This window comes from Bacillus sp. AR13-1, from assembly GCF_008042285.1.
Taxonomy (GTDB): Bacteria; Bacillota; Bacilli; order Bacillales; family Bacillaceae_G; genus Bacillus_A; species Bacillus_A mycoides.
Map to the genome: position 1 here is coordinate 73,171 of NZ_QNUA01000026.1, position 21,450 is coordinate 94,620.

At 35.0% G+C, this 21,450-nt stretch carries 19 protein-coding genes and 1 pseudogene; 12 read left to right on the forward strand and 8 right to left on the reverse strand.

Going from position 1 to position 21,450, the window contains the following annotated elements:
* Positions 1–88: 88 nt before the first annotated feature.
* Both DN408_RS20060 and DN408_RS20065 read right to left on the reverse strand, forming a co-directional pair.
* On the reverse strand, positions 89–1,348 hold the full coding sequence (locus tag DN408_RS20060) for an MFS transporter (protein ID WP_078203566.1): 1,260 nt from the start codon (positions 1,346–1,348) through the stop codon (positions 89–91).
* A gap of 224 nt (positions 1,349–1,572) precedes the next feature.
* A complete protein-coding gene (locus DN408_RS20065; RefSeq protein WP_078203565.1) occupies positions 1,573–2,196 on the reverse strand; it encodes an ArsR/SmtB family transcription factor in 624 nt (207 codons plus the stop codon).
* A 183-nt stretch (positions 2,197–2,379) separates the two neighbouring features.
* Here DN408_RS20065 and DN408_RS20070 point away from each other — a divergent pair, with 183 nt between their 5' ends.
* Together DN408_RS20070 and DN408_RS20075 are read left to right on the forward strand one after the other, a co-directional pair.
* Entirely contained in the window at positions 2,380–3,444 is a 1,065-nt protein-coding gene (locus DN408_RS20070) for an ABC transporter permease (RefSeq protein WP_016120494.1), read from the forward strand.
* Complete coding sequence (locus tag DN408_RS20075) at positions 3,444–4,115, forward strand: ABC transporter ATP-binding protein (RefSeq protein WP_002128101.1); 672 nt, start codon at positions 3,444–3,446, stop codon at positions 4,113–4,115. Before DN408_RS20070 ends, DN408_RS20075 begins: the two co-directional genes overlap by 1 nt.
* 72 nt (positions 4,116–4,187) lie before the next feature.
* Here DN408_RS20075 and DN408_RS20080 read toward each other — a convergent pair whose 3' ends face one another.
* Together DN408_RS20080 and DN408_RS20085 are read right to left on the reverse strand one after the other, a co-directional pair.
* Complete coding sequence (locus DN408_RS20080; RefSeq protein ID WP_078422474.1) at positions 4,188–5,312, reverse strand: LPXTG cell wall anchor domain-containing protein; 1,125 nt, start codon at positions 5,310–5,312, stop codon at positions 4,188–4,190.
* Between the two features lie 145 nt (positions 5,313–5,457).
* On the reverse strand, positions 5,458–6,039 hold the full coding sequence (locus DN408_RS20085) for an AAA family ATPase (RefSeq protein WP_078422473.1): 582 nt from the start codon (positions 6,037–6,039) through the stop codon (positions 5,458–5,460).
* 213 nt (positions 6,040–6,252) lie between these two features.
* Here DN408_RS20085 and DN408_RS20090 point away from each other — a divergent pair, with 213 nt between their 5' ends.
* Together DN408_RS20090 and DN408_RS20095 are read left to right on the forward strand one after the other, a co-directional pair.
* Positions 6,253–7,173 (forward strand): class I SAM-dependent methyltransferase, encoded by a 921-nt coding sequence (locus DN408_RS20090; RefSeq protein ID WP_078422476.1) that lies wholly within the window; start codon positions 6,253–6,255, stop codon positions 7,171–7,173.
* Positions 7,174–7,240: 67 nt separating this feature from the next.
* Positions 7,241–7,375, forward strand: coding sequence for a hypothetical protein (locus DN408_RS20095; protein WP_016127259.1), 135 nt, complete (start codon positions 7,241–7,243; stop codon positions 7,373–7,375).
* 95 nt (positions 7,376–7,470) lie between these two features.
* Here the strand turns inward: DN408_RS20095 and DN408_RS20100 are convergent, their stop codons facing one another.
* Positions 7,471–7,908, reverse strand: coding sequence for an Lrp/AsnC family transcriptional regulator (locus DN408_RS20100; protein ID WP_000372086.1), 438 nt, complete (start codon positions 7,906–7,908; stop codon positions 7,471–7,473).
* A 142-nt stretch (positions 7,909–8,050) separates the two neighbouring features.
* On the opposite strand from DN408_RS20100, the gene DN408_RS20105 reads away from it, so the two are divergent.
* The 6 genes from DN408_RS20105 to DN408_RS20130 all read left to right on the forward strand — a co-directional run bounded on the left by DN408_RS20105 (position 8,051) and on the right by DN408_RS20130 (position 14,138).
* The gene (locus DN408_RS20105) at positions 8,051–8,632 is read left to right on the forward strand and encodes a DJ-1/PfpI family protein (RefSeq protein ID WP_016127258.1); all 582 of its coding nucleotides are present in this window, start codon (positions 8,051–8,053) and stop codon (positions 8,630–8,632) included.
* A 216-nt stretch (positions 8,633–8,848) separates the two neighbouring features.
* The gene (locus DN408_RS20110) at positions 8,849–9,484 is read left to right on the forward strand and encodes a LysE family translocator (protein ID WP_147740320.1); all 636 of its coding nucleotides are present in this window, start codon (positions 8,849–8,851) and stop codon (positions 9,482–9,484) included.
* Between the two features lie 537 nt (positions 9,485–10,021).
* Entirely contained in the window at positions 10,022–10,480 is a 459-nt protein-coding gene (locus DN408_RS20115; RefSeq protein ID WP_000615631.1) for a VOC family protein, read from the forward strand.
* Positions 10,481–10,882: 402 nt separating this feature from the next.
* Positions 10,883–12,115: a DUF4073 domain-containing protein gene (locus tag DN408_RS20120; protein ID WP_016127256.1), complete on the forward strand. Its 1,233-nt coding sequence runs from the start codon at positions 10,883–10,885 to the stop codon at positions 12,113–12,115.
* 268 nt (positions 12,116–12,383) lie between these two features.
* Positions 12,384–13,379 carry a D-cysteate sulfo-lyase gene (gene cuyA / locus DN408_RS20125; RefSeq protein WP_003190388.1) on the forward strand — a complete coding sequence of 332 codons (996 nt, stop codon included), beginning with the start codon at positions 12,384–12,386 and terminating at the stop codon, positions 13,377–13,379.
* A gap of 129 nt (positions 13,380–13,508) precedes the next feature.
* The gene (locus DN408_RS20130) at positions 13,509–14,138 is read left to right on the forward strand and encodes a class I SAM-dependent methyltransferase (RefSeq protein WP_016127255.1); all 630 of its coding nucleotides are present in this window, start codon (positions 13,509–13,511) and stop codon (positions 14,136–14,138) included.
* Positions 14,139–14,941: 803 nt separating this feature from the next.
* On the opposite strand, the gene DN408_RS20135 is transcribed toward DN408_RS20130, so the two are convergent.
* Complete coding sequence (locus DN408_RS20135; RefSeq protein ID WP_147740321.1) at positions 14,942–15,544, reverse strand: hypothetical protein; 603 nt, start codon at positions 15,542–15,544, stop codon at positions 14,942–14,944.
* A 477-nt stretch (positions 15,545–16,021) separates the two neighbouring features.
* On the opposite strand from DN408_RS20135, the gene DN408_RS20140 reads away from it, so the two are divergent.
* Positions 16,022–17,500, forward strand: coding sequence for a DHA2 family efflux MFS transporter permease subunit (locus tag DN408_RS20140; protein WP_078179035.1), 1,479 nt, complete (start codon positions 16,022–16,024; stop codon positions 17,498–17,500).
* A 528-nt stretch (positions 17,501–18,028) separates the two neighbouring features.
* A pseudogene (locus tag DN408_RS20145) lies at positions 18,029–18,343 on the forward strand (tyrosine-type recombinase/integrase); the annotation flags it as partial.
* A gap of 497 nt (positions 18,344–18,840) precedes the next feature.
* Here DN408_RS20145 and DN408_RS20150 read toward each other — a convergent pair.
* Both DN408_RS20150 and DN408_RS20155 read right to left on the reverse strand, forming a co-directional pair.
* Positions 18,841–20,628, reverse strand: coding sequence for a helix-turn-helix transcriptional regulator (locus DN408_RS20150; RefSeq protein WP_078179037.1), 1,788 nt, complete (start codon positions 20,626–20,628; stop codon positions 18,841–18,843).
* A 114-nt stretch (positions 20,629–20,742) separates the two neighbouring features.
* A complete protein-coding gene (locus DN408_RS20155) occupies positions 20,743–21,321 on the reverse strand; it encodes a sensor domain-containing protein (RefSeq protein WP_016127249.1) in 579 nt (192 codons plus the stop codon).
* Positions 21,322–21,450 lie beyond the last annotated feature (129 nt).

Consider the following 21,450-nt stretch of genomic DNA (forward strand, 5'->3'; position numbering starts at 1 on the left):
ATTTTTAGTGAAGTATTTTTCATTCAAAATTAAATAATTATAATTATAACCCCGTCCCAAATTTAGAACGGGGTTAAATTTGTTCCTGCTATAAAGCCGTACCTTTCCCGCGCTCTACTTTAAACCGAACTTCAAAAGTATCCGCTGTAATTTCATCAGCTTTCGGCAAAGCCCTTAATTTCGGATGAAGTAGCCATACGAGAGAAATAAATAAAATACCGATGCTAGCGAGCGCGAAAATGAGTTGGCTACTAAATACATTTGCGGTGTATCCACCAATTAAAGAACCGAACGGCATAGCAATTTTCCCCATACTTCCTATGACTGTATTGATGCGTCCGATATATTGATTTGGAATTACAATTTGACTAATTGTCGCGAATAATATGTTGGTCGCACCAATTGGAATCCAAGCTAGGCCGAATAAGATAATAGAGAGCCATTGAAACGGTACAATCGTAGAGAGAAACCAAAAGATAGCGCCAGTCGCAAAGCCAATAATAGAGACACGGCCAACGTTACGTTTGCCAACCCATGAACTGAATAATGCACCGATGAGACTACCTGCTGATATAGCAGCTAAGAAGAAGCCATATGATTTCACGCCTCCTAAAGAATCAGCGAAAGAAGGGAGTATTGCCATTGTCATACCAATTGAAAAATTAGCGACTACTGAACCGATTAAGAATACGCCCATTAATGAACGAAAGACGATGGAAAAACCTTCTTTTAAATCAGAGAAATATTGTTTAGTTGAAAGTGATGTATTGGTTTCTGCTTGCTGTGGCATTTTCAATGAAAAGAACAAAAGGGCAGTAATCGCGAATGTAAAAGAGTCGATTACGTATAAAGTGATTGCGCCAAGTAGTGCTACTAATATGCCAGAAAGAGTCGTACAAATTAAGTCAATGCCTTGATAAGCAAATGAAAAGAGAGAGTTTCCTTTTAATAATTGTGTTTTATGCAGTAGAAGTGGTAAAGCTTTCGATTGTGCGGGATAGGCAAATTGTTCGATAAAGGCTACGATGGGCATGATGATGAGTAGTAGTTGGACTGTTAGTAGGTCGAAGTAGTGTGTAATGGGAATGATTAAAATAAGAATGCATTGCAAAATTTGTGTAATGACGAGGGTGTTTTTGATTGACCATCTATCAACGAATGGACCGGTAAGAAATTGAAGTGTAGAAGGTAATAACGTAAGAAAACCAGCCAATCCAGAATAAAAAGGATTACCACTCAGCTTGTATACGAGCCACATCGCGGCTACATAATACAAGCTATCTCCTATGTTTGTAAAAATTCTCCCTAAAAACATTAAGAGGAAACTCCGGTTTTTCAATATGTCCATTTAATCTACTCCTTTATAATAAATTTATTCGGTAAAATAAATTTGACCGTTTATCCCGCATTAACGGGCAGTAAGACTCCCATCTCAAAATTCAGCGGAAGCAAAGAAGTTAGGTGGGGGGATCAACTGCCCGTAAAAGCCCGATTGGTTCAACTAATAATCAGTGGGGGATGAACAAAACCCCCCCACTGATTAAAGTTTCACTTTATGTAAAAAAAATCGTATTATGATTTTTCTTCTTTTTTAACAAAGCGCTGCATTGCTCGCTCGTCGATTTGAAGTGCAGTAGTAGAAATGTAATAAGATTTACTATTTGGATCTTTATCCGCGTCTTTTGTGATTTCGTTTAATTCAGCCATTAATTCATGAAACTTTTTCACCCACACTTGAAATTGTTCTGGCGTAGCATCAAATTCCCAGCAGGATGAAACGTAATTCCAATCAGCTGGGTCTTCGCTTACTTTTCGTAATGTAAAAGCTTCTTCTGGTGCAGCGAGAATATGGCTTTTCGTTCTTTCCGTCATTTGTAAAAAGATTTGGCGACCTGATTCGCTTAATATTTCTAAATGAGGTAATAGGTCCGCGGCAGGGGTGAAGCCTCTAGCGACAGATTGATAAAACTTTTGAACGATGCCATTCTTTTCTTCTGTATAAACAATCTCTATAAAACCATTCTTCTCTAATTCTTTTAAATGATAATGAATTTTAGCCCTTGGAATGCCGAATTTCTCAGATAGTAATTGTCCTGTATAAGGACGTTCGCATAGACGCATCATCATTTCGACACGTAGTGGATCGCTTATTGCTTTTAGTTGGCTATAAGTAGTTAGTGTTAACATGGGCTTCAAATGATCAACTCCTCAAATTAAATTACTCGGTCAAGATTATTTGACTGAATTGTATCAAGGATTTTAATTGTTTTCAATACTTTCTGAAAATTTAATTTTCATTCTGTAATCTTCTGTTCATATTCCGTTCATATTTCTTTTTTATGATAAGTGCATAGAAAGAAAGAGGAAGGAGCGAGCGAAATGTTTTTAGCTCTGCGTGAATTAAAACAATCAAAATTAAGATATGGATTAATCGGACTTATTATGGTGTTATTATCATTTTTAGTCCTTGTCATTTCAGGATTAGCAAATGGATTATCATACGATAATGCTTCATCGATTCAAAATATGGAGGCAAATAAGTTCGTTTTAGCAGATGATGCGGAAAATAAATTACTTCGTTCACAAATTAAGAAAGACGATGTAGATAACGTAGTAAGTCAAGTAGGCGAGAAAGAGGCAGTGCCGTTTCGTGTGAAAGTTTCAACGTATGAAAAGAAAGATAGTTCGAAAAAAGTTGATGTCGCTATTTTCTCAAGTGAACGTGATTCATTTTTAGAACCGAAAATTGTAAAAGGTGAGAAATTAGGTACAGCAAATAACGAAATGGTTGCTGATGAATCAATTAAAGAAAAAGGAATCGATATTGGGGATACAATTATTGATCCTGTTTCAAAGAAAGAATTTAAAATCGTTGGATTTACGAAAGATCAAATGTTTAGCCATACACCAGTCGTTTATGTAAATGAAGACGTATGGGGCGCTATTTCACAACCAAACCAAAAAGATTATAGTGCAATTGCGCTTAATACAGATAAAGAAATTAAAAATGCACATGTTATCGACAAAAAAGAAGTGCTACAAAGTATTCCAGGATTTAAAGAAGAGCAAGGAACATTAACGATGATCATTGCGTTCTTACTTGTTATCGCTGCGTTACTAATCGGTGTATTCTTCTACGTAATTACACTGCAAAAAACACAGCAATTAGGTGTACTAAAAGCAATCGGTACGAAAAATTCTTATTTAGCAAATAGCTTAGTCGTGCAGGCGTTATTCTTATCAGTCGTTGCGATGGTAATCAGTATTGTTCTTGTACAAGGATTAGAACAAATTTTACCAGCGGGTATGCCGTTCTTATTAACAACACCAATGATTGCACAATATGCAGCAATCTTTATCGTCATTAGTATTTTAGGAACACTTATTTCGTTATACCAAGTATTAAAAGTTGATGCATTAGAAGCAATTGGAGGCGGGATGTAATGACTTCATTATTGAAATTAGACAAAGTAAGTAAAGTGTACGGAGAAGGGAATACGGAAGTAACAGCCCTTCATCCGATGTCGCTTGATGTGAAAGCTGGAGAATTTATCGGAATCGTCGGTCCTTCTGGATCAGGGAAAAGTACGTTATTATCAATCGCAGGTGCTTTATTATCACCGTCAAAAGGGGATATTTACATTCGTGAGCAAAATATTACGAAGTTATCAGAAAAGGAAATGACAGACATTCGTTTAAAAAAAATCGGCTTCATTTTCCAGTTCGCAAATCTTGTTCCATATTTAAATGTTAAAGAACAATTGCTTTATATTGCAAAGTTAAAAAAAGACAGCAAACAAGAATCGGAAAAGCGTGCGGATCACTTGCTAGCAGCATTTGGATTATCTGAAAGAAAAACTCATTATCCAAATCAACTATCGGGCGGGGAAAAACAAAGGGTAGCAATCACTCGTGCTTTCATGAACAACCCAGATTTAATATTAGCGGATGAACCAACTGCAAGCTTAGACTCAAAACGTGCACGTGAAGTTGTGGAAATGATGAAACGTGAAGTGAAAGAGAGTCAAAAAGCAGCAATTATGATTACGCATGATGAAAGAATGCTTGATGTATGTGATCGTATATTGACACTTAGAGATGGACAGTTAATATAAAGAAAAAAGGCCAACCGTACATATATGTGCAGTTGGCCTTTGTATGATTATTTTAAAATAGATATAATGGCTTTATTTTGAGAATAACGTTTTAATTTTATTTCGTGTTACTAATAAAAGTCCACCTAAGACAGATAACATTCCTAAAGGCACGTTACTTGATTGCTCACTACCAGCGTTAGGAAGTTCTCTAGCACTGTTTTTCGCTGGAACAGTAGTATTGTTATTGTCTGTTTGCGTTTGTTTCGATTGTGATACTTCATTAATTTTGTTATCTACATTTTGCTTTGTTGTATGTAACTCAGCTAATTTGTCATCAATTTTTTTCTCAGTATGTTTAAAATCGTTTATTTTAATATCTAAGTCTTGTTTTTTCTTTGTTAAATCATCTGAAACAGTTTGTTTCGCTTGTTTCATTTCGTTTATTTTATTTAGTAAATCTTGTCTAGCTTCTTGTAATTCAGCTAGTTTGTTTTTTACATCTTGTTTAGCTAGTTCTAAGTTAGCGGAAAGACTATCTAAATTGCCTTTAATTTTCTTAAGCTCCTCTAACGTGTTCCCAGTATTCGGCTTATTTTCTTTTAGCTCAGCAAGTTTGTCCTCAGCAGTTTGTTTCGCTTTCTTTAACTCAGCTAATTTGTCATCTACCTGTTTTTTTACTTCCTTAAGTTCATTAACCTTCTGATCGATGTTCTCTTTATGTTGCTTAATTTCATTCACTTTTTCATCGACAGTTTGTTTATGTTCTTTAATCTCATTAACCTTTTCATCAACAGTTTGCTTATGCTCTTTAATTTCAGCAACTTTTTCATCTACTTGCTTTTTATGCTCTTTAATTTCAGCGATTTTATCTTCGGCGATTTGTTTGTCTTGCTGAAGTTTTGCATCTAACTCTTGTTTATGTTGTTTAATCTCGCCAATTTTTTCATCAGCAACTTGTTTACGTTCATGTAGTTCATTTACCTTTGTATCAACATTTTCCTTAACTTGGTTAAGTTCATTTAATGTTTGATCCACATTTTCTTTGTGCTGCTGCAATTTCGCATCTAACTCTTGTTTATGTTGCTTAATTTCAGCTAATCGATCTCCAGTACTTTGCTGGGGAGTAGCTTCATTTACTTCTGCATGAGTAGGGGTAGATCCCGCAATCATTGCTAAAGCTAGTGTAGAAGCAGCGATTGTTTGTTTTGTTTTCATATTTTTGTACCTCTTTCCTATGAGTGAACTCTATTGTGTAAAATTGAGCATATAGAAGTAGATTATTTTATCATTATATACCATGTTCGGCGCTTAGAGGAAGTATTTGCATAATAATCTATGATTATGTGATTCTTATAGTCTCTTATTTTGGGATAGGGGACAAATCTTCAGCAAGATGAACAATTTCTTCTATAGTAGATTTTACATCTTTACTATCGCGAATAACAAACAAATAATCAGCCTCATTTTCTACAGGATCTACCACATCTTCATGCAGTGATTCGGCCTGTTGGCGATTGAGTACCTCTTTGAAACTAGAATAGTTACCTCTAAATATATTTGTACTTCGCTTGCTACGAGTCACTCTTTCATAAAGAACATCATCTGGGATGTCAAAATGAACTAATATGCGTACATATTCCTCTTCCTTAAACAGCTCATTCAGCAAATACATTCGTCCGTTTCGGGTTCTATTTGAGTTGCAAATAATAAGGTGTAAAATCGTATGTTCTTTTGCATAATCAACAATGAATTTCGAAAGAACGTGCTTAAATGTATTAGGGCCTTCAGTTGGCTGTAATTTTTCATAATGCGTGTTAATAAATTCGGCTTGGTTATCTGGATCCATAATGAAAGAGTTGGGGAACTCTTTTTCTAGCGCTCTTGCAAATGTAGTTTTTCCGCTGTGCGTTTTTCCTACTGTAATAATGACTAGTCGTTTCATATTGGCCTCCATATGTATTGTTATAATCTGGAATATTCGATGTGGATCGAAATCTTCCTGCCAAGGAATACATAAATTGTTGGAGCGGTAATGGGTTGAAAACTTGACAAAAAAACTTATTTATGCTATAATTTACCAATATAAAAATAAAGTGTATAATAGGGTTCTCCTGGCCAGGGGAACCCTATTTTTGTTGTGAAAATGAAGGAGTGTATGTGCATGAAACAAGGTGAAGCAAGTGTAACGTCGTTAGTATCAGCTTTCGGAAGGGCGTATCATAGTGAATTTGATAGTTCTAAAATCTTTGATGATTATGTAGCTAGAGATCTTATTTCACAAAAAGAACGTAATGATATTGAAACGAACATGGTTCAAGGAATACATTTTTTCAATAAAGACATTGCACAGCAGTTTCAAGACAATCCGAAAGGAATTTTAAAATGGATTACACAAGTTCAATTATCACCAACACCTTTGGCACGCGCGGCATATTGTGAAAGAGTGCTATTACATGAAATTGCATTAGGTGCAAAGCAATACGTCATACTCGGTGCGGGCTTAGACACATTTAGTTTTAGACATAGAGAGTTAGAGAATAAAATAGAAATATTTGAAGTGGATCATCCTTCTACGCAGCGTTTTAAGGTGGAAAGAGTGAAAGAAGCAGGGCTTGAAATTCCAAGTAATCTTCATTTTGTTTCGATAGATTTTACAAAAGAATTTCCTTATGAAAAGTTACGTAATGAAGGATTTGAAAATACAAAAACTTTCTTTAGCCTTTTAGGTGTTACGTATTATTTAACGAAAGAGGAACTTTCCAGTTTAATAGAATATTTATTCGAGATAGTTCCAGCAGGAAGTTCTATCGTTTTCGATTATCCCGATGAAAACTTATTTACGGAAAAAGGATTATCCAATCGAGTTGAAAATATGATAAAGATGGCTGAGATAGGCGGAGAGCCGATGAAATCGTGTTTTTCTTATACCGAAATGGAAGCACTGTTAGAGAAGGTGGGCTTACTCATTTATGAGCACTTATCACCAGAGGATATTAATAAATTATATTTTGAGGGACGAAACGATTATTTAGAAGCTTTTGAGACGGTGCATTATGTACATGCGGTGAAGAAGTAGAGAATTAGTAGGCATGGGGAGGGATCTCTGTGTCTTTTTTTTGTAAAAAAGGAAATGAGGTGTAGTGATGGGAAGTAATAAGCATGTTGCTATTGGAAGTAGAGGGATTGTGAAGAATAATTTAAATGTTTATATAGGGGGAAGTGCACATCGTTACCCAGCTAATAAAAATGGGTTACCCAAAAACGATAAAAATGATTAGAGACCCTGATTTTTATACAGTCAAAAAATCAGGGCTATTTTTAAAGGATTAAGGATTATTGAGTAAGTAATAGTTAATTGATTGTGCCAGTATTTTTATTCTTCACTAATAAAGGGAGCAATTATTTTTTTTTCATAAGAAGATAACACGATATTCGTTGATGGTGTACCATATTGCATTGTATCATCAATAAATTGTTCTAAACTTTCTACAGAATACGTTGCTAATTTGACAATATAGCTAATTTCCCCTGCTACTCTGTAACACTCAAGTACATCTGGATGATTATAGCAAAAGTTAGCTAATGATTTACAATCCTTTGATTTAAACAATATAAGTGCAGAAATTGGACGGTTTATTTTTTTTAGAGAAACATGTGCATGGTAACCTTCAATAATTTTTTGCTCCTCTAACTTCCGTACTCGCTCAGTTACTGACGGAGCAGATAAGTGAACGGCTTCTGCTAGATCCTTCATTGAAATTTTTGCATTTGACTGTAATAATCCCACGATTTTTTTATCAATTTGATCCATAAATTATCCAACCTTTTTTTATAAAATAGGATAACCTAAATTCCTTATATAATAAAGCCAAACAATCGAATATCCTTATTAAACTCATTTATCAGCCTTATATATTTGTATAAAATAAGGATAACAGGAGGCGATTTACGATATGAAAAAGGTTTTATTATTATTAGCTGATGGATTTGAAGCAGTAGAAGCTAGTGTATTTACAGATGTACTAGGTTGGAATAAATGGGAGGGAGATGGATCAACTGAGGTCGTAACAGTTGGCCTTCGGAATAAATTAACCTGTACTTGGAATTTTACTGTCATACCCGAAAAAACGGTTGATGATATTCAATTAGATGAGTTTGATGCATTAGCTATTCCAGGAGGTTTTGAAGAAGCTGGTTTTTATCGGGATGCATATAGTAGAGAATTCTTACATGTTATTCAACATTTTTATGCCAAGCAGAAGCCTATTGCCAGTATATGTGTCGCATCATTAGCGCTTGGAAAAAGCGGGATTCTTACAGATAAAAAAGCCACCACATACAGTCATCCAACGAGTAAACGAAAAGAGCAGTTAAAGAATTTCGGTGCAATAGTACAAAATGATTTAATCGTTCAAGATGGAAACATTATTACATCTTCAAATCCAGGTACAGCTTTTGATGTTGCATTTTTATTACTTGAAAAACTAACATCTAAAAAGAACGTTAAACATGTAAAGGATCTTATGGGGTTTTAGGCATTGCTCTTCAACAAAGGGATACTTGGAGTATTTTAAAATATCTTAACGAACATGGCCCAAAAGAGTGGTCATCTAATTGGGTGATTGCTCCAGATAAAAGAGAATGGAAATAATATGTAATAACAGATGGTAATGAATCGATCAAAGGTAAGTGCCCTTTTCATGCATAATTTAATAAAAAGAATAATAATTGATTAAAATAGGAGAATTTTTATGATTGTAACACTCTTTACATATATATTGTTAGGTTTATCTTTATCAATACCTGCAGGTGCTATGACTGTCCAAATGACTAAACAAGGAATGAGAAATGGTTTCGTACATGGTTGGTTTGTAGGTATAGGAGGAATGACTGTAGATTTATCTTTAATAGTTCTGATTTATCTAGGGTTCTCTAGTGTATTAACCAATCCGTGGGTAGAAGCAGTTATGTGGTTACTAGGTTTTGGGTTTTTAATGTTTATTGGAATAGAAAGTATTAAAGAAGCAAAGTCAGAAGTTAACATAGAGGGAGAAAATCCTAATAAATCTTTATTAACAGCTTATTTATCTGGTTTTATGATTGCTATATCACCGGCTAATATTGTCTTTTGGATAGGGGTCTTTGGGCCGGTTCTAGTTTCTTCATTAGGTAATGCAAGTACATCAACATTTATATTAATAGCTGTAGGTATTTTATTAGGTATCTTTATGCATGATATGGTCTTATTAAGCTTTGTTCATTTTACTAGACGGTTTCTAAATCCAACCTTTATTAAATGGGTATCTATATTTACCGCAATAGTACTATTCGGATTTAGTGGTTATTTTGGTTACGAGTTTATAAAACAAGTAATTACTTTTATTTAAAAAGCATAACTTTTATAAACTTAAACATGGCGGTTGTAATGTAAATGAAAAAGATACGCATTTTAAACCCAAACGCAACGTAATTGTAAATATGTTATATTACGTAGGTATCCCCTTAGGAATTCTTTGATTTCTAGGGGAGGGTTAAATTCCTTACATATAGGCTTTAGAAAAAGAAACAACCTCTACTATAATTGACGGTGTATGAACTTAGCTTGATAGCGATGGGGTAATTACACATATCTATTTACTGGAAAATATTAACTGAATTCAAGAGTGAAAAGCGCTATTCTTACTAAAAGAATAGCGCTTTTTTATTATTTTAGTATGATTTCATCTGAATGTATTGGAAATTTCTCCTGCAAAAGTAGTAGAATTTTTATTTGAATTTACTACTTCAGTTGGATTTATCATATTTCAATTTCGATAGAATAGTAAATAGGTATATTGGATATGGAGATAAATTACAATGATTATACATACTTCAGATTTAGAATTACAGTAACTACTTAACTAATAAAGAAAGGAATAAGCAGAATGATACAGAACATATATGAAACACATTTACATGTAAGAGATTTAGAAAAGGCGATAGATTTCTATCAAAATAAGTTAGGGTTAGCGTTAGCAAGAAAACTATCGAAAAGAAAAGTGGCTTTCTTTTGGGTAGGAGAAAGTAAAAAGCAAATGCTTGGACTATGGGAAGTACATAATATTGAAGATTTTGAGATAAAACACTTTGCTTTTGGTGTAGATTTAGAATTTCTAAAGACTTCTAAATTGTGGTTAGAGAATCGTGGAATAGAAGTGGTGGGGAGCCAAGGGAAAGGAAATCAAGAGCCAATTGTCCAAAGGTGGATGCCAGCTGCAAGTGTATACTTTCTGGATTGTGATGGGAATAAATTAGAGTTTATTTCTATGTTACATGATAATCCGGATGAATTAGAATATGCATCTTATTTAAGTGAATGGGATGCGGAGCACCAAGAAAAATAAATGAGATTGTATCTATAAAGGGGGGAAAACGTTATTTTTTTGTGAAAAATATACAGAAAAGATGGACGTTTTACTTTACCAGAGTTATTCGGATTAAATGAAGAGAACTTAAAAAGATAGAGTATTGTGTTGCGGTTATATAATTTAGATTAAAACACAACGTACCTAACTAAGAGATTTATAGTATAAATTTACATTTATTTAATGTTAGTGAATAGAGAGCAAGATTGGCGCGATTCGGTAATTGTGGAGTGCGAAAAAAAGACAAAATCTCTTAAAAAACACTTAAATTTTTACTCCATCAATCTTTACAATCCCTCTTTATAATATGAATTGGACAAGCAACTAAGAGAACGCAAAACATGTCAGTTTATACATTCTATTATTAGGGGGAGAAATTGTATGAAAAAGGCAGTTGCTTCATTGGCTGTTATGGCAGCTTTATTACCGACACTTTCGATGCATGCGGAAGGGAAAGAGCAAGTTCGAAAATCAGCTACAACTTTTAACGTTATTAGTGACATTCAAGGAGATTTAGGGGACTTTGATCACGTATTAAAAGATATGAACAAAGTGACACCACTTTCCAGAGCGCTTATTATGAATGGGGATATAACGCAAACTGGGCAGCAGTCACAATATGATGATGTGAAGCGTGTGTTAAACAAGAATAAGCATCCGGAAAATGTATGGTCAACTGTTGGGAATCATGAATTTTACGCTGGTAAATGGACAGCTGATGGGAAACTCTCTCAAAATACATGGCCAAATGGTGTAACGGAAGAAACATTGTTTAATCGATATTTAAAATTTAGCGGACAAGATAAGGTATATCATAAAAAAGAATTAGACGGTTATCCGCTTTTATTTTTAGGAACTGAAAAATATATGAAATACCACGATTCGAAAATGTGGGATGAAGTATATATGAGTGATGAGCAATTAGGATGGCTAAAACAAAATTTAGAAGAGTATAGTCAAAAAGATAAAAATAAGCCAATTTTCATTTTCTCTCATCACGTTTTACCTGATTCTGTATCCGGATCAAGACAATCACCATATTTAAAAGACTATTTAAACGTGGATAAATTGTACGATATATTAAAAGACTACCCGCAAGTTGTTTTCTTTACGAGTCATACGCATTGGGATTTAAACTTGCCAGACTGGGCTGGTAAAAAGAAAATTACAGGCGGAGATGAAAAAGGATTTACGGTTGTAAATACGGGCGGAATTGAAACAGGCTGGATGTCAGCTGGACCAAATGGCGGAGAGAAGACTGCTCCGGATGGATCTTCTTTCAAACAAGGATTGCAAGTGAAAGCATACGGTAACGATGTTGTCGTAACGGCTTACGATTATAAACGGGATAAGGGCATAAAGAACTTATTAATTAGTGACGCAAAAATTGCACAAATGGCACCAGATGTAACAGCAGATGATAATAAAAATGTAATCGTTGGTGCTACTGAATATATGGAGTACTCTGTAGAAGGAACGAATGAGTGGCATACGTATTATACAGCAAACCCGCCAAAATTTGATGGGGACAAGATTGTATATGTACGCCATAAAGGAGAAATGAATTTAGAAGCAGGATTAACGCAACTTCTTCGTTTTTCGGCAAATAAGTGATTGGAGAGAGCCCACATTTAAATGTGTGGGTTCTTTTTTGATTGATGAGAAACGGGCCTCTATTTGTATATTTTTGTCGTTGAATCGATATATTAAGAAAACCGTTCATATAATTTCATTTACCGTACTGGAGTTAAAAATCATTGATATAAATTGCATTTACCGAATTCTAATACATTTTTAATCCAGAAAGGTGACTTCATCATTTTTCCATGTAATAATAGTATGGTTACATTTACTGTGAAAGAGTATAAAAGGAGCGTTATTGATGAATTTAGCTAAATTCCCGAGAAAAAAATATACAGAATCATATACACCAATTGAAAAGTTAAACAATTTTTCTGAAGTACTTGGTGGGCCGACTATTTATTTTAAACGAGATGATTTACTTGGTTTAACAGCTGGCGGTAATAAGACGAGAAAGTTAGAGTTTCTAGTTGCGGATGCACAGGAAAAGGGTGCAGATACGTTAATTACAGCTGGTGGTATTCAGTCAAACCATTGCCGTCTAACACTTGCAGCTGCGGTAAAAGAAAAAATGAAATGTATTCTTGTGTTAGAGGAAGGGCTTGAGCCAGAAGAAAAGCCAGACTTTAATGGAAACTATTTCTTATATCATTTATTAGGTGCTGAAAACGTAATTGTTGTACCAAACGGAACAGACCTTATGGAAGAGATGCATAAAGTAGCGAAAGAAGTCAGTAAAAAAGGAAATACACCATATGTCATTCCAGTTGGTGGATCGAACCCTACTGGCGCAATGGGATATATTGCTTGTGCGCAAGAAATTATGGCTCAGTCATTTGAGCAAGGAATTGATTTCAGTTCAGTTGTTTGTGTAAGTGGTAGCGCTGGTATGCATGCTGGTTTAATTACTGGTTTTTCCGGAACACAAAGTAAAATTCCTGTAATCGGAATTAACGTAAGTAGAGGAAAAGCGGAGCAAGAAGAGAAAGTAGCAAAACTTGTAGATGAAACTTCAGCTCACGTTGGTATCCCAAACTCTATTTCACGCGAGGCAGTTACATGCTTTGATGAATATGTAGGACCAGGATACGCGTTACCGACGCCAGAAATGGTAGAAGCAGTTCAATTACTTGCGAAAACAGAAGGTATTTTACTTGATCCAGTTTATACAGGTAAAGCAGTAGCAGGATTAATTGATTTAATTAGAAAAGGCAAATTTAATAAAGAGGACAACATTTTATTCGTACATTCAGGTGGCTCACCAGCTTTATATGCGAATACGTCTCTGTTTGCGTAAGTGTAAAAAGCATTGGGTATCCAATGCTTTTTGTTTTGAATTAATGTTGAAATTTGATACAATTTCGTGAATATGCGATGATTTTTCAACATTCAACGGTAAACAACGATATATAAAGGAGATTGATGTATGACAGAGTTTTGGGAAGCAAGTTTTATAGAAAATCAAATGATGTGGGGATTTGAAGCTGCAGATTCCGCAATTTTGACGAAGGATTTTTTCCTTGAAAAGAAAGTGAAGGATATATTGATTCCTGGTATTGGATATGGAAGAAATGCAAAGGTTTTTATTGATAACGGAATACATGTAACAGGTATTGAAATTTCAAAAACAGCGATCGAATTGGCGAGGGAAAATGAAATTAATGCTAATTTATTCCATGGTTCAGTTACGGATATGCCTTTTGATAACAAACTGTATGATGGCATATTTTCTTATGCACTTATTCATTTGTTGAATAAGGATGAGAGAGAGAAGTTTATTAAAGATTGTTATAGTCAGTTAAAACCAAACGGATATATGATTTTTATTACTATTTCTAAAGATGCCCCAATGTTTGGGAAGGGGAAACAACTGGGTAAAGACTACTTTGAAATAATGGAAGGGGTAAAAATGTATTTTTATGATGTTGACTCGGTAAAACAAGACTTTGGAAAATATGGACTGATAGAAACTACGGAAATTGTGGAGCCGCATAAAAATATGGAAAGTAAGCCTCCATTTAAATTTATAATGATCAAATGTCAAAAAACACTATAATTACAATTGTGTAAAAATAGTGAAAGGTTACTTAATAAGCTTGATGTGTAAGCTACTCACTAATTATTCTTTAAAGGCGAAGTAAGGGAAGTCAAATGGCATCCCTTACTTCGCTTAATTTAGTTTAAAACATGTTTTAAACTTCCAACGAATTATTTGTTATATAATGGAATTGTTGAAGCGTGAGAGGGGTGATTATATGAGTACAACATTAAGAGGGGTCATATACACAATACTCAGTATTTCTATAATATTAATAATTTTTTTAGGTTACGGATTATATTTGTATTTTAAGTGAAATGGTAACCGAACCAAAGGGAAAATAAAATAATTGCTGTATTAAATAGAGTAAAACACAAACTGCTAATATAATTGCTATAACAGCGGAAGTTAATATGAAGTACGCGAAAGGAACTACGTAATCTACTCCAACTCTTTCTAAAATAGGGAGAAAGAGATTAATATTTTGTTTGCTTCACTTTTTTTCGGCACTCTACAGCTAGATGGTATTACTGACACGTACAAGTTATCAACAATCTTTATGTTGAAAGAATCTTAGCGTACGAAATTCGCGTTTTGTTGGTGCGACCACATCTCTATTAAGCTAACAGATGCAATCACCTTCAACTATCCCTTATCAGATACAAGGTAACAGATGTTTTTATAATTTGAAAGACACTTGGAGGGAGTATTGGAAGCATACAATAAATACATTGAGGGGGCATGTTTGAGAAGATTAAATCAATGGAAAAGGAAATGATTTTTAAGTCTGGGCTATGGACCTATCCTCCCGTTCTAATTAACTAAAAGAAGAACTTCCCCATACCGATTAGACTACTAAGCATTCCTATTCCATTCATGGTGCCTTTTCCTACTGTAAGTAAGTTTCCAAGCATTCCTGCCTGACCGTTACCTCCATTATTCCCCCATCCCATGGGACTTACCTGTCCTCCCCACCCTGGAGGGTTTCCAAAAACACCCCAGTTATTGGTATTAAAATTAAAAGGCTTGGCTGGCGGCGATAGTAAAGCGGCAAGATGACCTTGTGCGAACATCCCTGTATGATTGAATGGTTGGGCCCAGGGGAAGGGATGTTTTTGAAAATTAAAACCTGCATGGCCTGGTAATGGAATCCAATTAGCAGGATGTCCTTGGGGCATCATCCCTGCATAATGGATTGGCTGACCCCAAGGGAAGGGAGGGGGTTGGGGATTGAAACCCGTATAATTGGTTGGTGAATCCCAACCAAATGGATAGACTCGACAACTCCAATTCTCAGGAATCTTCAGACCATTCATTTCCTCAGCTTTAGTTATTTGGGGCTGTGAATATAATGATGACATTGAAATTTGGTTATTATATTGCCCACCGTTTCCCTTTGAATTCAAATACCAATATTGGTGCATAAGCTTATTCCCCTCACTTTAAAAATGTAATGTTAGACTTAGCCTATGTAATATTCCTTTTTATGGATGGTTACATAACTAGATTTACAAGCCCGTATTTAAAAGAATGGGTGTCTGGTCTTGTCAGCGAAAGCAAAGAAGTTTGAGGGGGGGACTGCCTGTAAAAGTCCCACTGAGTAAAGTTTCACTTTATTTTAGAAGGGTATTTTCAGTTGCTCCTTTTGTTTATTTCAGCCTAATTTAATTTCGGTTAAAAAACGTGTTTAAATATTCATTCAAAATCTTATTTAAATGTTTATAAAGGTTTAATCAATAAAAAAGATTTTAAAATGTTATGTTGAGCAAATAGAATTGCTAAAAAGAGAATATCCATTCGAAGAGTTTGGCAAAATACTGCAAGGATAATGTATTCGTTTGCAGATATGCAAACGATTTAAACTAATCAATGGAATTTATAATGAAGGGGCAAATAAATATATGAGTGAAACATTACATAAAAGAAAACCACCATATTTAATGCTTGTAATACTTTTTATTGGGGCATTTGTTTCATTTCTAAACAACTCGCTTTTAAATGTAGCCTTGCCATCAATAATGAAGGATTTAGACATTAAAGATTATTCAACGATCCAGTGGCTTTCTACAGGGTATATGCTTGTAAGTGGTATATTAATTCCGGCATCAGCATTTTTAATAACCCGCTTCTCCAATAGGAGCTTATTTATTACATCTATGGTGATTTTTATTCTTGGTACGGCCTTAGCGGCTTTAGCACCGAACTTTGGTTTATTACTTACTGGCCGGATGGTTCAAGCAGCAGGTTCTTCAGTCATGGGGCCTTTGTTAATGAATATTATGCTAGTAAGCTTCCCAAGAGAAAAACGGGGAACAGCAATGGGGATTTTTGGATTGGTTATGATTACAGCTCCAGCAATTGGACCGACACTATCAGGTTATATTGTAGAGTATTATGACTGGCGTTTGCTTTTTGAAATGATTTTACCGTTAGCAATCATTAGTTTACTGTTAGGGATTTGGAAATCTGAGAATGTCATGAAACAAAACAAAAATGCAAAACTTGATTATCTCTCATTACTATTATCTTCTGTCGGTTTTGGCGGTTTGTTATATGGATTCAGTTCTGCAAGCTCCGATGGTTGGACGAATAAAGTTGTCTTAACAACCTTAATCATAGGCGCTATTGCCCTAATTACTTTCATTATCCGTCAATTAAAAATGAATGAGCCGTTATTGGATTTACGTGTTTACAAGTACCCAATGTTTGCACTTGCGTCTGTAATTGCAATTGTCAACGCGGTGGCCATGTTTTCGGGTATGATTTTAACACCAGCTTATGTACAAAACGTCCGTGGTATTTCGCCGCTGAACTCTGGGCTGATGATGCTTCCAGGTGCGGTAATAATGGGGGTTATGTCACCAATTACAGGTAAACTATTTGATAAATATGGCCCTCGGATTCTTGGCATAGTAGGACTTTCCATTACAGCTGTTTCAACTTATATGTTGGCAAACCTGCAAATTGACTCTAGTCACACACATATTATTCTTATTTACACACTGCGGATGTTTGGGATGGCAATGGTGATGATGCCACTTATGACAAATGGTCTTAATCAATTGCCAACTCGCTTAAATCCGCACGGTACGGCTGTTAATAATACAGCTCAACAAGTGTCCGGTTCGATTGGTACTGCTATTCTTGTTACGATTATGAATTCTGTAACAACAACAAAAGCTGAAAGTCTAATGTCGGATGTAGATCCAACGACCTTCACAGAAGCTACGAAGGCAGTATTAACTCAGAAGGCTTTATTATCGGGAATTCAATATTCATTCTATGTAGCGCTTGGCATGAATGTTGTTGCACTGCTATTAGTTTTTTTCGTTAAACGTGTAGATACAAGCGCGGAAGCTGTCGAGAGGTTAAATCGATAGAGAAAAATAAAACTCTAGATAATGATTCCTACAAGTTTTTTTGCTGATTAGTTAGACAAGGAAGCTTTTATCTGGTAGTTATCAAATCAAAGAAACTTCCAGTGAAATTTGCATTGAAAAATATTGAAAATAGGAGTGAGTGAAAAACGTAGGGGATTCCTCTACGTTTTTTTATGTGAACATTAATAAGGTGTTCAACACTAGCCATGATAATGATCTTTTCACCTTATTACGGGTAGTGGCAGCTTCGCTGGTACTACCCGTAATATTGAATTTGAAAATAAAAAGTGAAACAAACTATCTCATAACTTGAATCGGAGCAAACACTCTAACCACGGGTTGCTTTTATTATATACCAAACCTTAACATATGCCCTTTAGATATTTGGAAATTATGTGAATTTTAAAAAAGAGAACAAATAACTGTTTTAAGTCCCTAAAAATTCCAATTGAACATTTTGAACAAAATATTTTAAATCAATATATATTTCATAATAAATTATAAAAAATGTAGATATAGGTAAATAGAGAAGAATGTCCTTTATTGGTAAATCAAAGAGGGAATTTTTATAATCCAAAAACGTTATCAAATCAAGTAACAGACATGATAAAAAAGACAAATCTAGATTTTCTACAGTATCGTGAAAATCCTGTAACGGCACATACATTCCGTCATGCATTTGCAATCATGGCAGTTGAACAAGGAAATGCGGATCTATATCATTTAATGCAAACGCTGGGCCACGAAAATATCCAAACAACAAAAATCTATTTAGAGAAGCATATGAAACGGGAGAATAATGTGGGTACTTCATGCGGATGCGATGCGGATATGTTGATGTGAATTTGAAACACTCCAAACCTTATTTAATTATGTATTTTTTATATAATTAAATAAGGTTTTATTCATGCGGAAATATAAATGGATAATTATTGGTAAAGAAATAAAATTATAATTTCACCTGTTATTGGGTAGATAAGTATAGAGACAGCTAGTGAATTAGGAGACATTTGGATTAGAGGGATTCTCACATGTAAATAGTTCTGTAGGTGGAGAAATTACGAGATATTTATTTTGAATTAGAAAGGAATAATTATCAGATGAAAAGACTTGAAACTGTCTTCTGTATAGTGATAATAAAGACGTGTAATTCCAATATAGACAACAATAGCGTTATTACATATTGAATGTAGTAACGCTATTTAAAGTTTATTAAAACAGAATTTATCTTTCTAAAATTATCTATCAAAAATGATATTCAATAAAATTCGTAGTTTTATCCTTTACGGCATCTTGTAACTACAGCTTACTTAGCTCTAAAGAAACAACAAACATTTTTCTTATTCAATAACTCCAATTTCTAGAGCCTTCTGGACAGCTTCTTCCTTGTTACGCACCCCTAACTTTGTGTAAGCCGAGGAAGCATAGTTCCTGACTGTACCACTCGACAAATATAACCTTGAAGCTATTGTAGTGTATCGGAGTCCTTTTGCTACTAGCTGCAATATTTCTATCTCTCTGGTTGTTAGCTCATAAGCAGTAGCTTTTGATTTTGGTGTCTCGATTTGCTCATCAAACTTCTCAAATATTTTGTGAGACATTCCCTGATCAATTAGTGTCCCACCTCTGTGAATAAGTCGGATCGTATTAGCTAGCTCCAATGTTTCAATAGATTTAAGTAAAAAACCATCCGCACCGTTACGAAGCGAGTCCAGCGCCTGTTCCGTATCCTGAAACGTTGTAAAAATCAATACGCGGATATGTGGCCATTGTTGCTTTATCTTTTTGGTTGCTTCGACTCCATCCATGTGCTGCATATCTAAATCCATAAGTACAACGTGGGGTTGAAGGCGCCCACACAAATCGATGGCTTGATTGCCATCCTCAGCCAAACCGACTACATTTAAATCTTCATATCTATCGAGTAGTGTCCTCAAACTTTCCCGAACAAATGGCTGGTCGTCTACAATTAACAAACGAATAAGTCCATCTCTTATTTCAGTTTGTCGCGGTATGGTACATGTAACAAGCATTCCTTCCTCTGGCTTTGTATATACAGACAATTGACCTTGTAAATTCATTGCCCGCTCTTTCATAGCATTCATACCGAAGCCTTCCTGCCATTCTACATTTCCCTTTCCATTATCTTGAACTTCCAGCCTCGTATATTGTTGTTCAAACTGCAATGAAACTATAATTTCAGTCCCCTGACCATGACGTACTGCATTCGTAAGGGACTCTTGTAAGCAACGAATAAACGCTATCTTCGCTTGCCGAGACAGTTGGTATTCTTCTCCGAATGCTCGAAAGCTTACATTCACCCGAGCGTGCTCCTGAAATTCGGCTCCAAGATTTTGTAGAGATTGAATCAAGGAAGGCGATTGACACGGAGACTCCATTTGATGTAGATAACCTCTCACGTCCTCGATGCTTTTACGTCCCATTTCAAGCAGAGAATCTAGCCTCTGAATACCCATTTCGGTAGCAAGCTCGGTGCGCATCGTTTCCATCCCCATAATAATAGAAGTATAAGCGTGACCAACTGTATCATGAAGCTCGCTCGACAGCCTGTTTCGTTCCTCTGCCAGTGTAATGCGTTCGATTTGAGACATATATTGCTCAAGTACCGCGTTTTGTTTACGAATCGCTTCATTTTGTTTATGATTGACGATTAATAAATGAAAAGCAAACCCCATTACATAAGAGAGTCCGTAGTAGGTGACCATAATCCAATAGTTATTACTTGGCGCAACTGCATAAAAAATTCCAGTTGTTATAAAAACTGTTGTTGGAGCTGTCCAATAATAGGACGAATGCTTACTATTCGCAGCGATAAGAAATACCGATATAAGAAATGTGTTGTAAGCTTCCGGAAATAAAGAGGTTAAATATATAGACAGTCCACCATATAGCAGTATTTCTGTGAACAAGTAATATTTATAATTGAACAGTAAGGCTACCCATGGAATAGAGAAGGCAACAACCTCCCAAAGAATAATAATCCAAAGTGGCAATGTTAAACCATCCTGAAAATTTAATGTAGCTAGGATGATAGACACACTAGCAATTAGACGGACCCCTAACATAATCCAATCATACCAAAACCAATACTTAACCATATCTAACAAGTTATTTACCCCCTAAGTAGCCTACCTTTTTACTTCTTATATTATAAATTAATCCTTTATGCATTGTTATACTTTTTAATTTTACACTGCGATCCTCTCACAGACTGCAAACTTCTATCGATTTAGTTGCCGAATCATACTACGTGTATAACCACCAAATTTCTTTGTCAAACCATCTACTATTCGAATACTTATGGCGATAGACACTATACCCATAGACATGACAAAGAGTGACTTGGAAAAAGTATCTATCTGTATGAAAATAATATTCATATCGATGTATCGATACAGTAGTGGTGCCAACAGGAACATAAGTGGCATTATATAAAAAATGATTACACTAATGAGACTGAAAATGCCAATCACAAATTTCTGCATTAACCAAAATACAGCAGACCAGGTGCGACGATCCGTAAGTCCTAATTTCACCTGAGCCCAGTTTGATGTATCCGTTGTTATACTTCTATCGTAAGAGTCAATCGAAATATCGGTATAAATTTTCGTCTGTATACGCTCGAATTGGATAAAAGGTGTGGTAGTCTGTAGTACTCGTATAACTAATGGAATCCCAACTACCGTAAATGAAAGGGTGAAACTGAATAGCAAAGCTATTAGGTAAAAACAAAAATAAAACAATCCTGTAACGAAAGTTAGCAATAAAAAATAACCATTCTGGATGAATCTTGATTTCATAAAGTTCATCGCTCCTCTCTGTGTAATAACCGCATCATACTGCTTTTTTTGTCAAATTCACCAGTGTAAAAATGTCATATGACATTTTTAAATGATGCTAAAAAGGGGAGAGTAACCTACTTCTGGTTA

Excerpts from the sequence above, each read along its gene's own strand:
- DN408_RS20110 (WP_147740320.1), top strand. The coding sequence starts at position 8,849 with ATGATTGTAACACTCTTTACATATATATTGTTAGGTTTATCTTTATCA.
- DN408_RS20135 (WP_147740321.1), bottom strand. The coding sequence starts at position 15,544 with ATGCACCAATATTGGTATTTGAATTCAAAGGGAAACGGTGGGCAATAT.
- DN408_RS20085 (WP_078422473.1), bottom strand. The coding sequence starts at position 6,039 with ATGAAACGACTAGTCATTATTACAGTAGGAAAAACGCACAGCGGAAAA.
- DN408_RS20060 (WP_078203566.1), bottom strand. The coding sequence starts at position 1,348 with ATGGACATATTGAAAAACCGGAGTTTCCTCTTAATGTTTTTAGGGAGA.
- DN408_RS20140 (WP_078179035.1), top strand. The coding sequence starts at position 16,022 with ATGAGTGAAACATTACATAAAAGAAAACCACCATATTTAATGCTTGTA.
- DN408_RS20105 (WP_016127258.1), top strand. The coding sequence starts at position 8,051 with ATGAAAAAGGTTTTATTATTATTAGCTGATGGATTTGAAGCAGTAGAA.
- DN408_RS20155 (WP_016127249.1), bottom strand. The coding sequence starts at position 21,321 with ATGAAATCAAGATTCATCCAGAATGGTTATTTTTTATTGCTAACTTTC.
- DN408_RS20090 (WP_078422476.1), top strand. The coding sequence starts at position 6,253 with ATGTGCATGAAACAAGGTGAAGCAAGTGTAACGTCGTTAGTATCAGCT.
- DN408_RS20075 (WP_002128101.1), top strand. The coding sequence starts at position 3,444 with ATGACTTCATTATTGAAATTAGACAAAGTAAGTAAAGTGTACGGAGAA.
- DN408_RS20120 (WP_016127256.1), top strand. The coding sequence starts at position 10,883 with ATGAAAAAGGCAGTTGCTTCATTGGCTGTTATGGCAGCTTTATTACCG.
- DN408_RS20080 (WP_078422474.1), bottom strand. The coding sequence starts at position 5,312 with ATGAAAACAAAACAAACAATCGCTGCTTCTACACTAGCTTTAGCAATG.
- DN408_RS20070 (WP_016120494.1), top strand. The coding sequence starts at position 2,380 with ATGTTTTTAGCTCTGCGTGAATTAAAACAATCAAAATTAAGATATGGA.
- DN408_RS20115 (WP_000615631.1), top strand. The coding sequence starts at position 10,022 with ATGATACAGAACATATATGAAACACATTTACATGTAAGAGATTTAGAA.
- DN408_RS20100 (WP_000372086.1), bottom strand. The coding sequence starts at position 7,908 with ATGGATCAAATTGATAAAAAAATCGTGGGATTATTACAGTCAAATGCA.
- DN408_RS20130 (WP_016127255.1), top strand. The coding sequence starts at position 13,509 with ATGACAGAGTTTTGGGAAGCAAGTTTTATAGAAAATCAAATGATGTGG.
- cuyA (WP_003190388.1), top strand. The coding sequence starts at position 12,384 with ATGAATTTAGCTAAATTCCCGAGAAAAAAATATACAGAATCATATACA.
- DN408_RS20095 (WP_016127259.1), top strand. The coding sequence starts at position 7,241 with ATGGGAAGTAATAAGCATGTTGCTATTGGAAGTAGAGGGATTGTGAAG.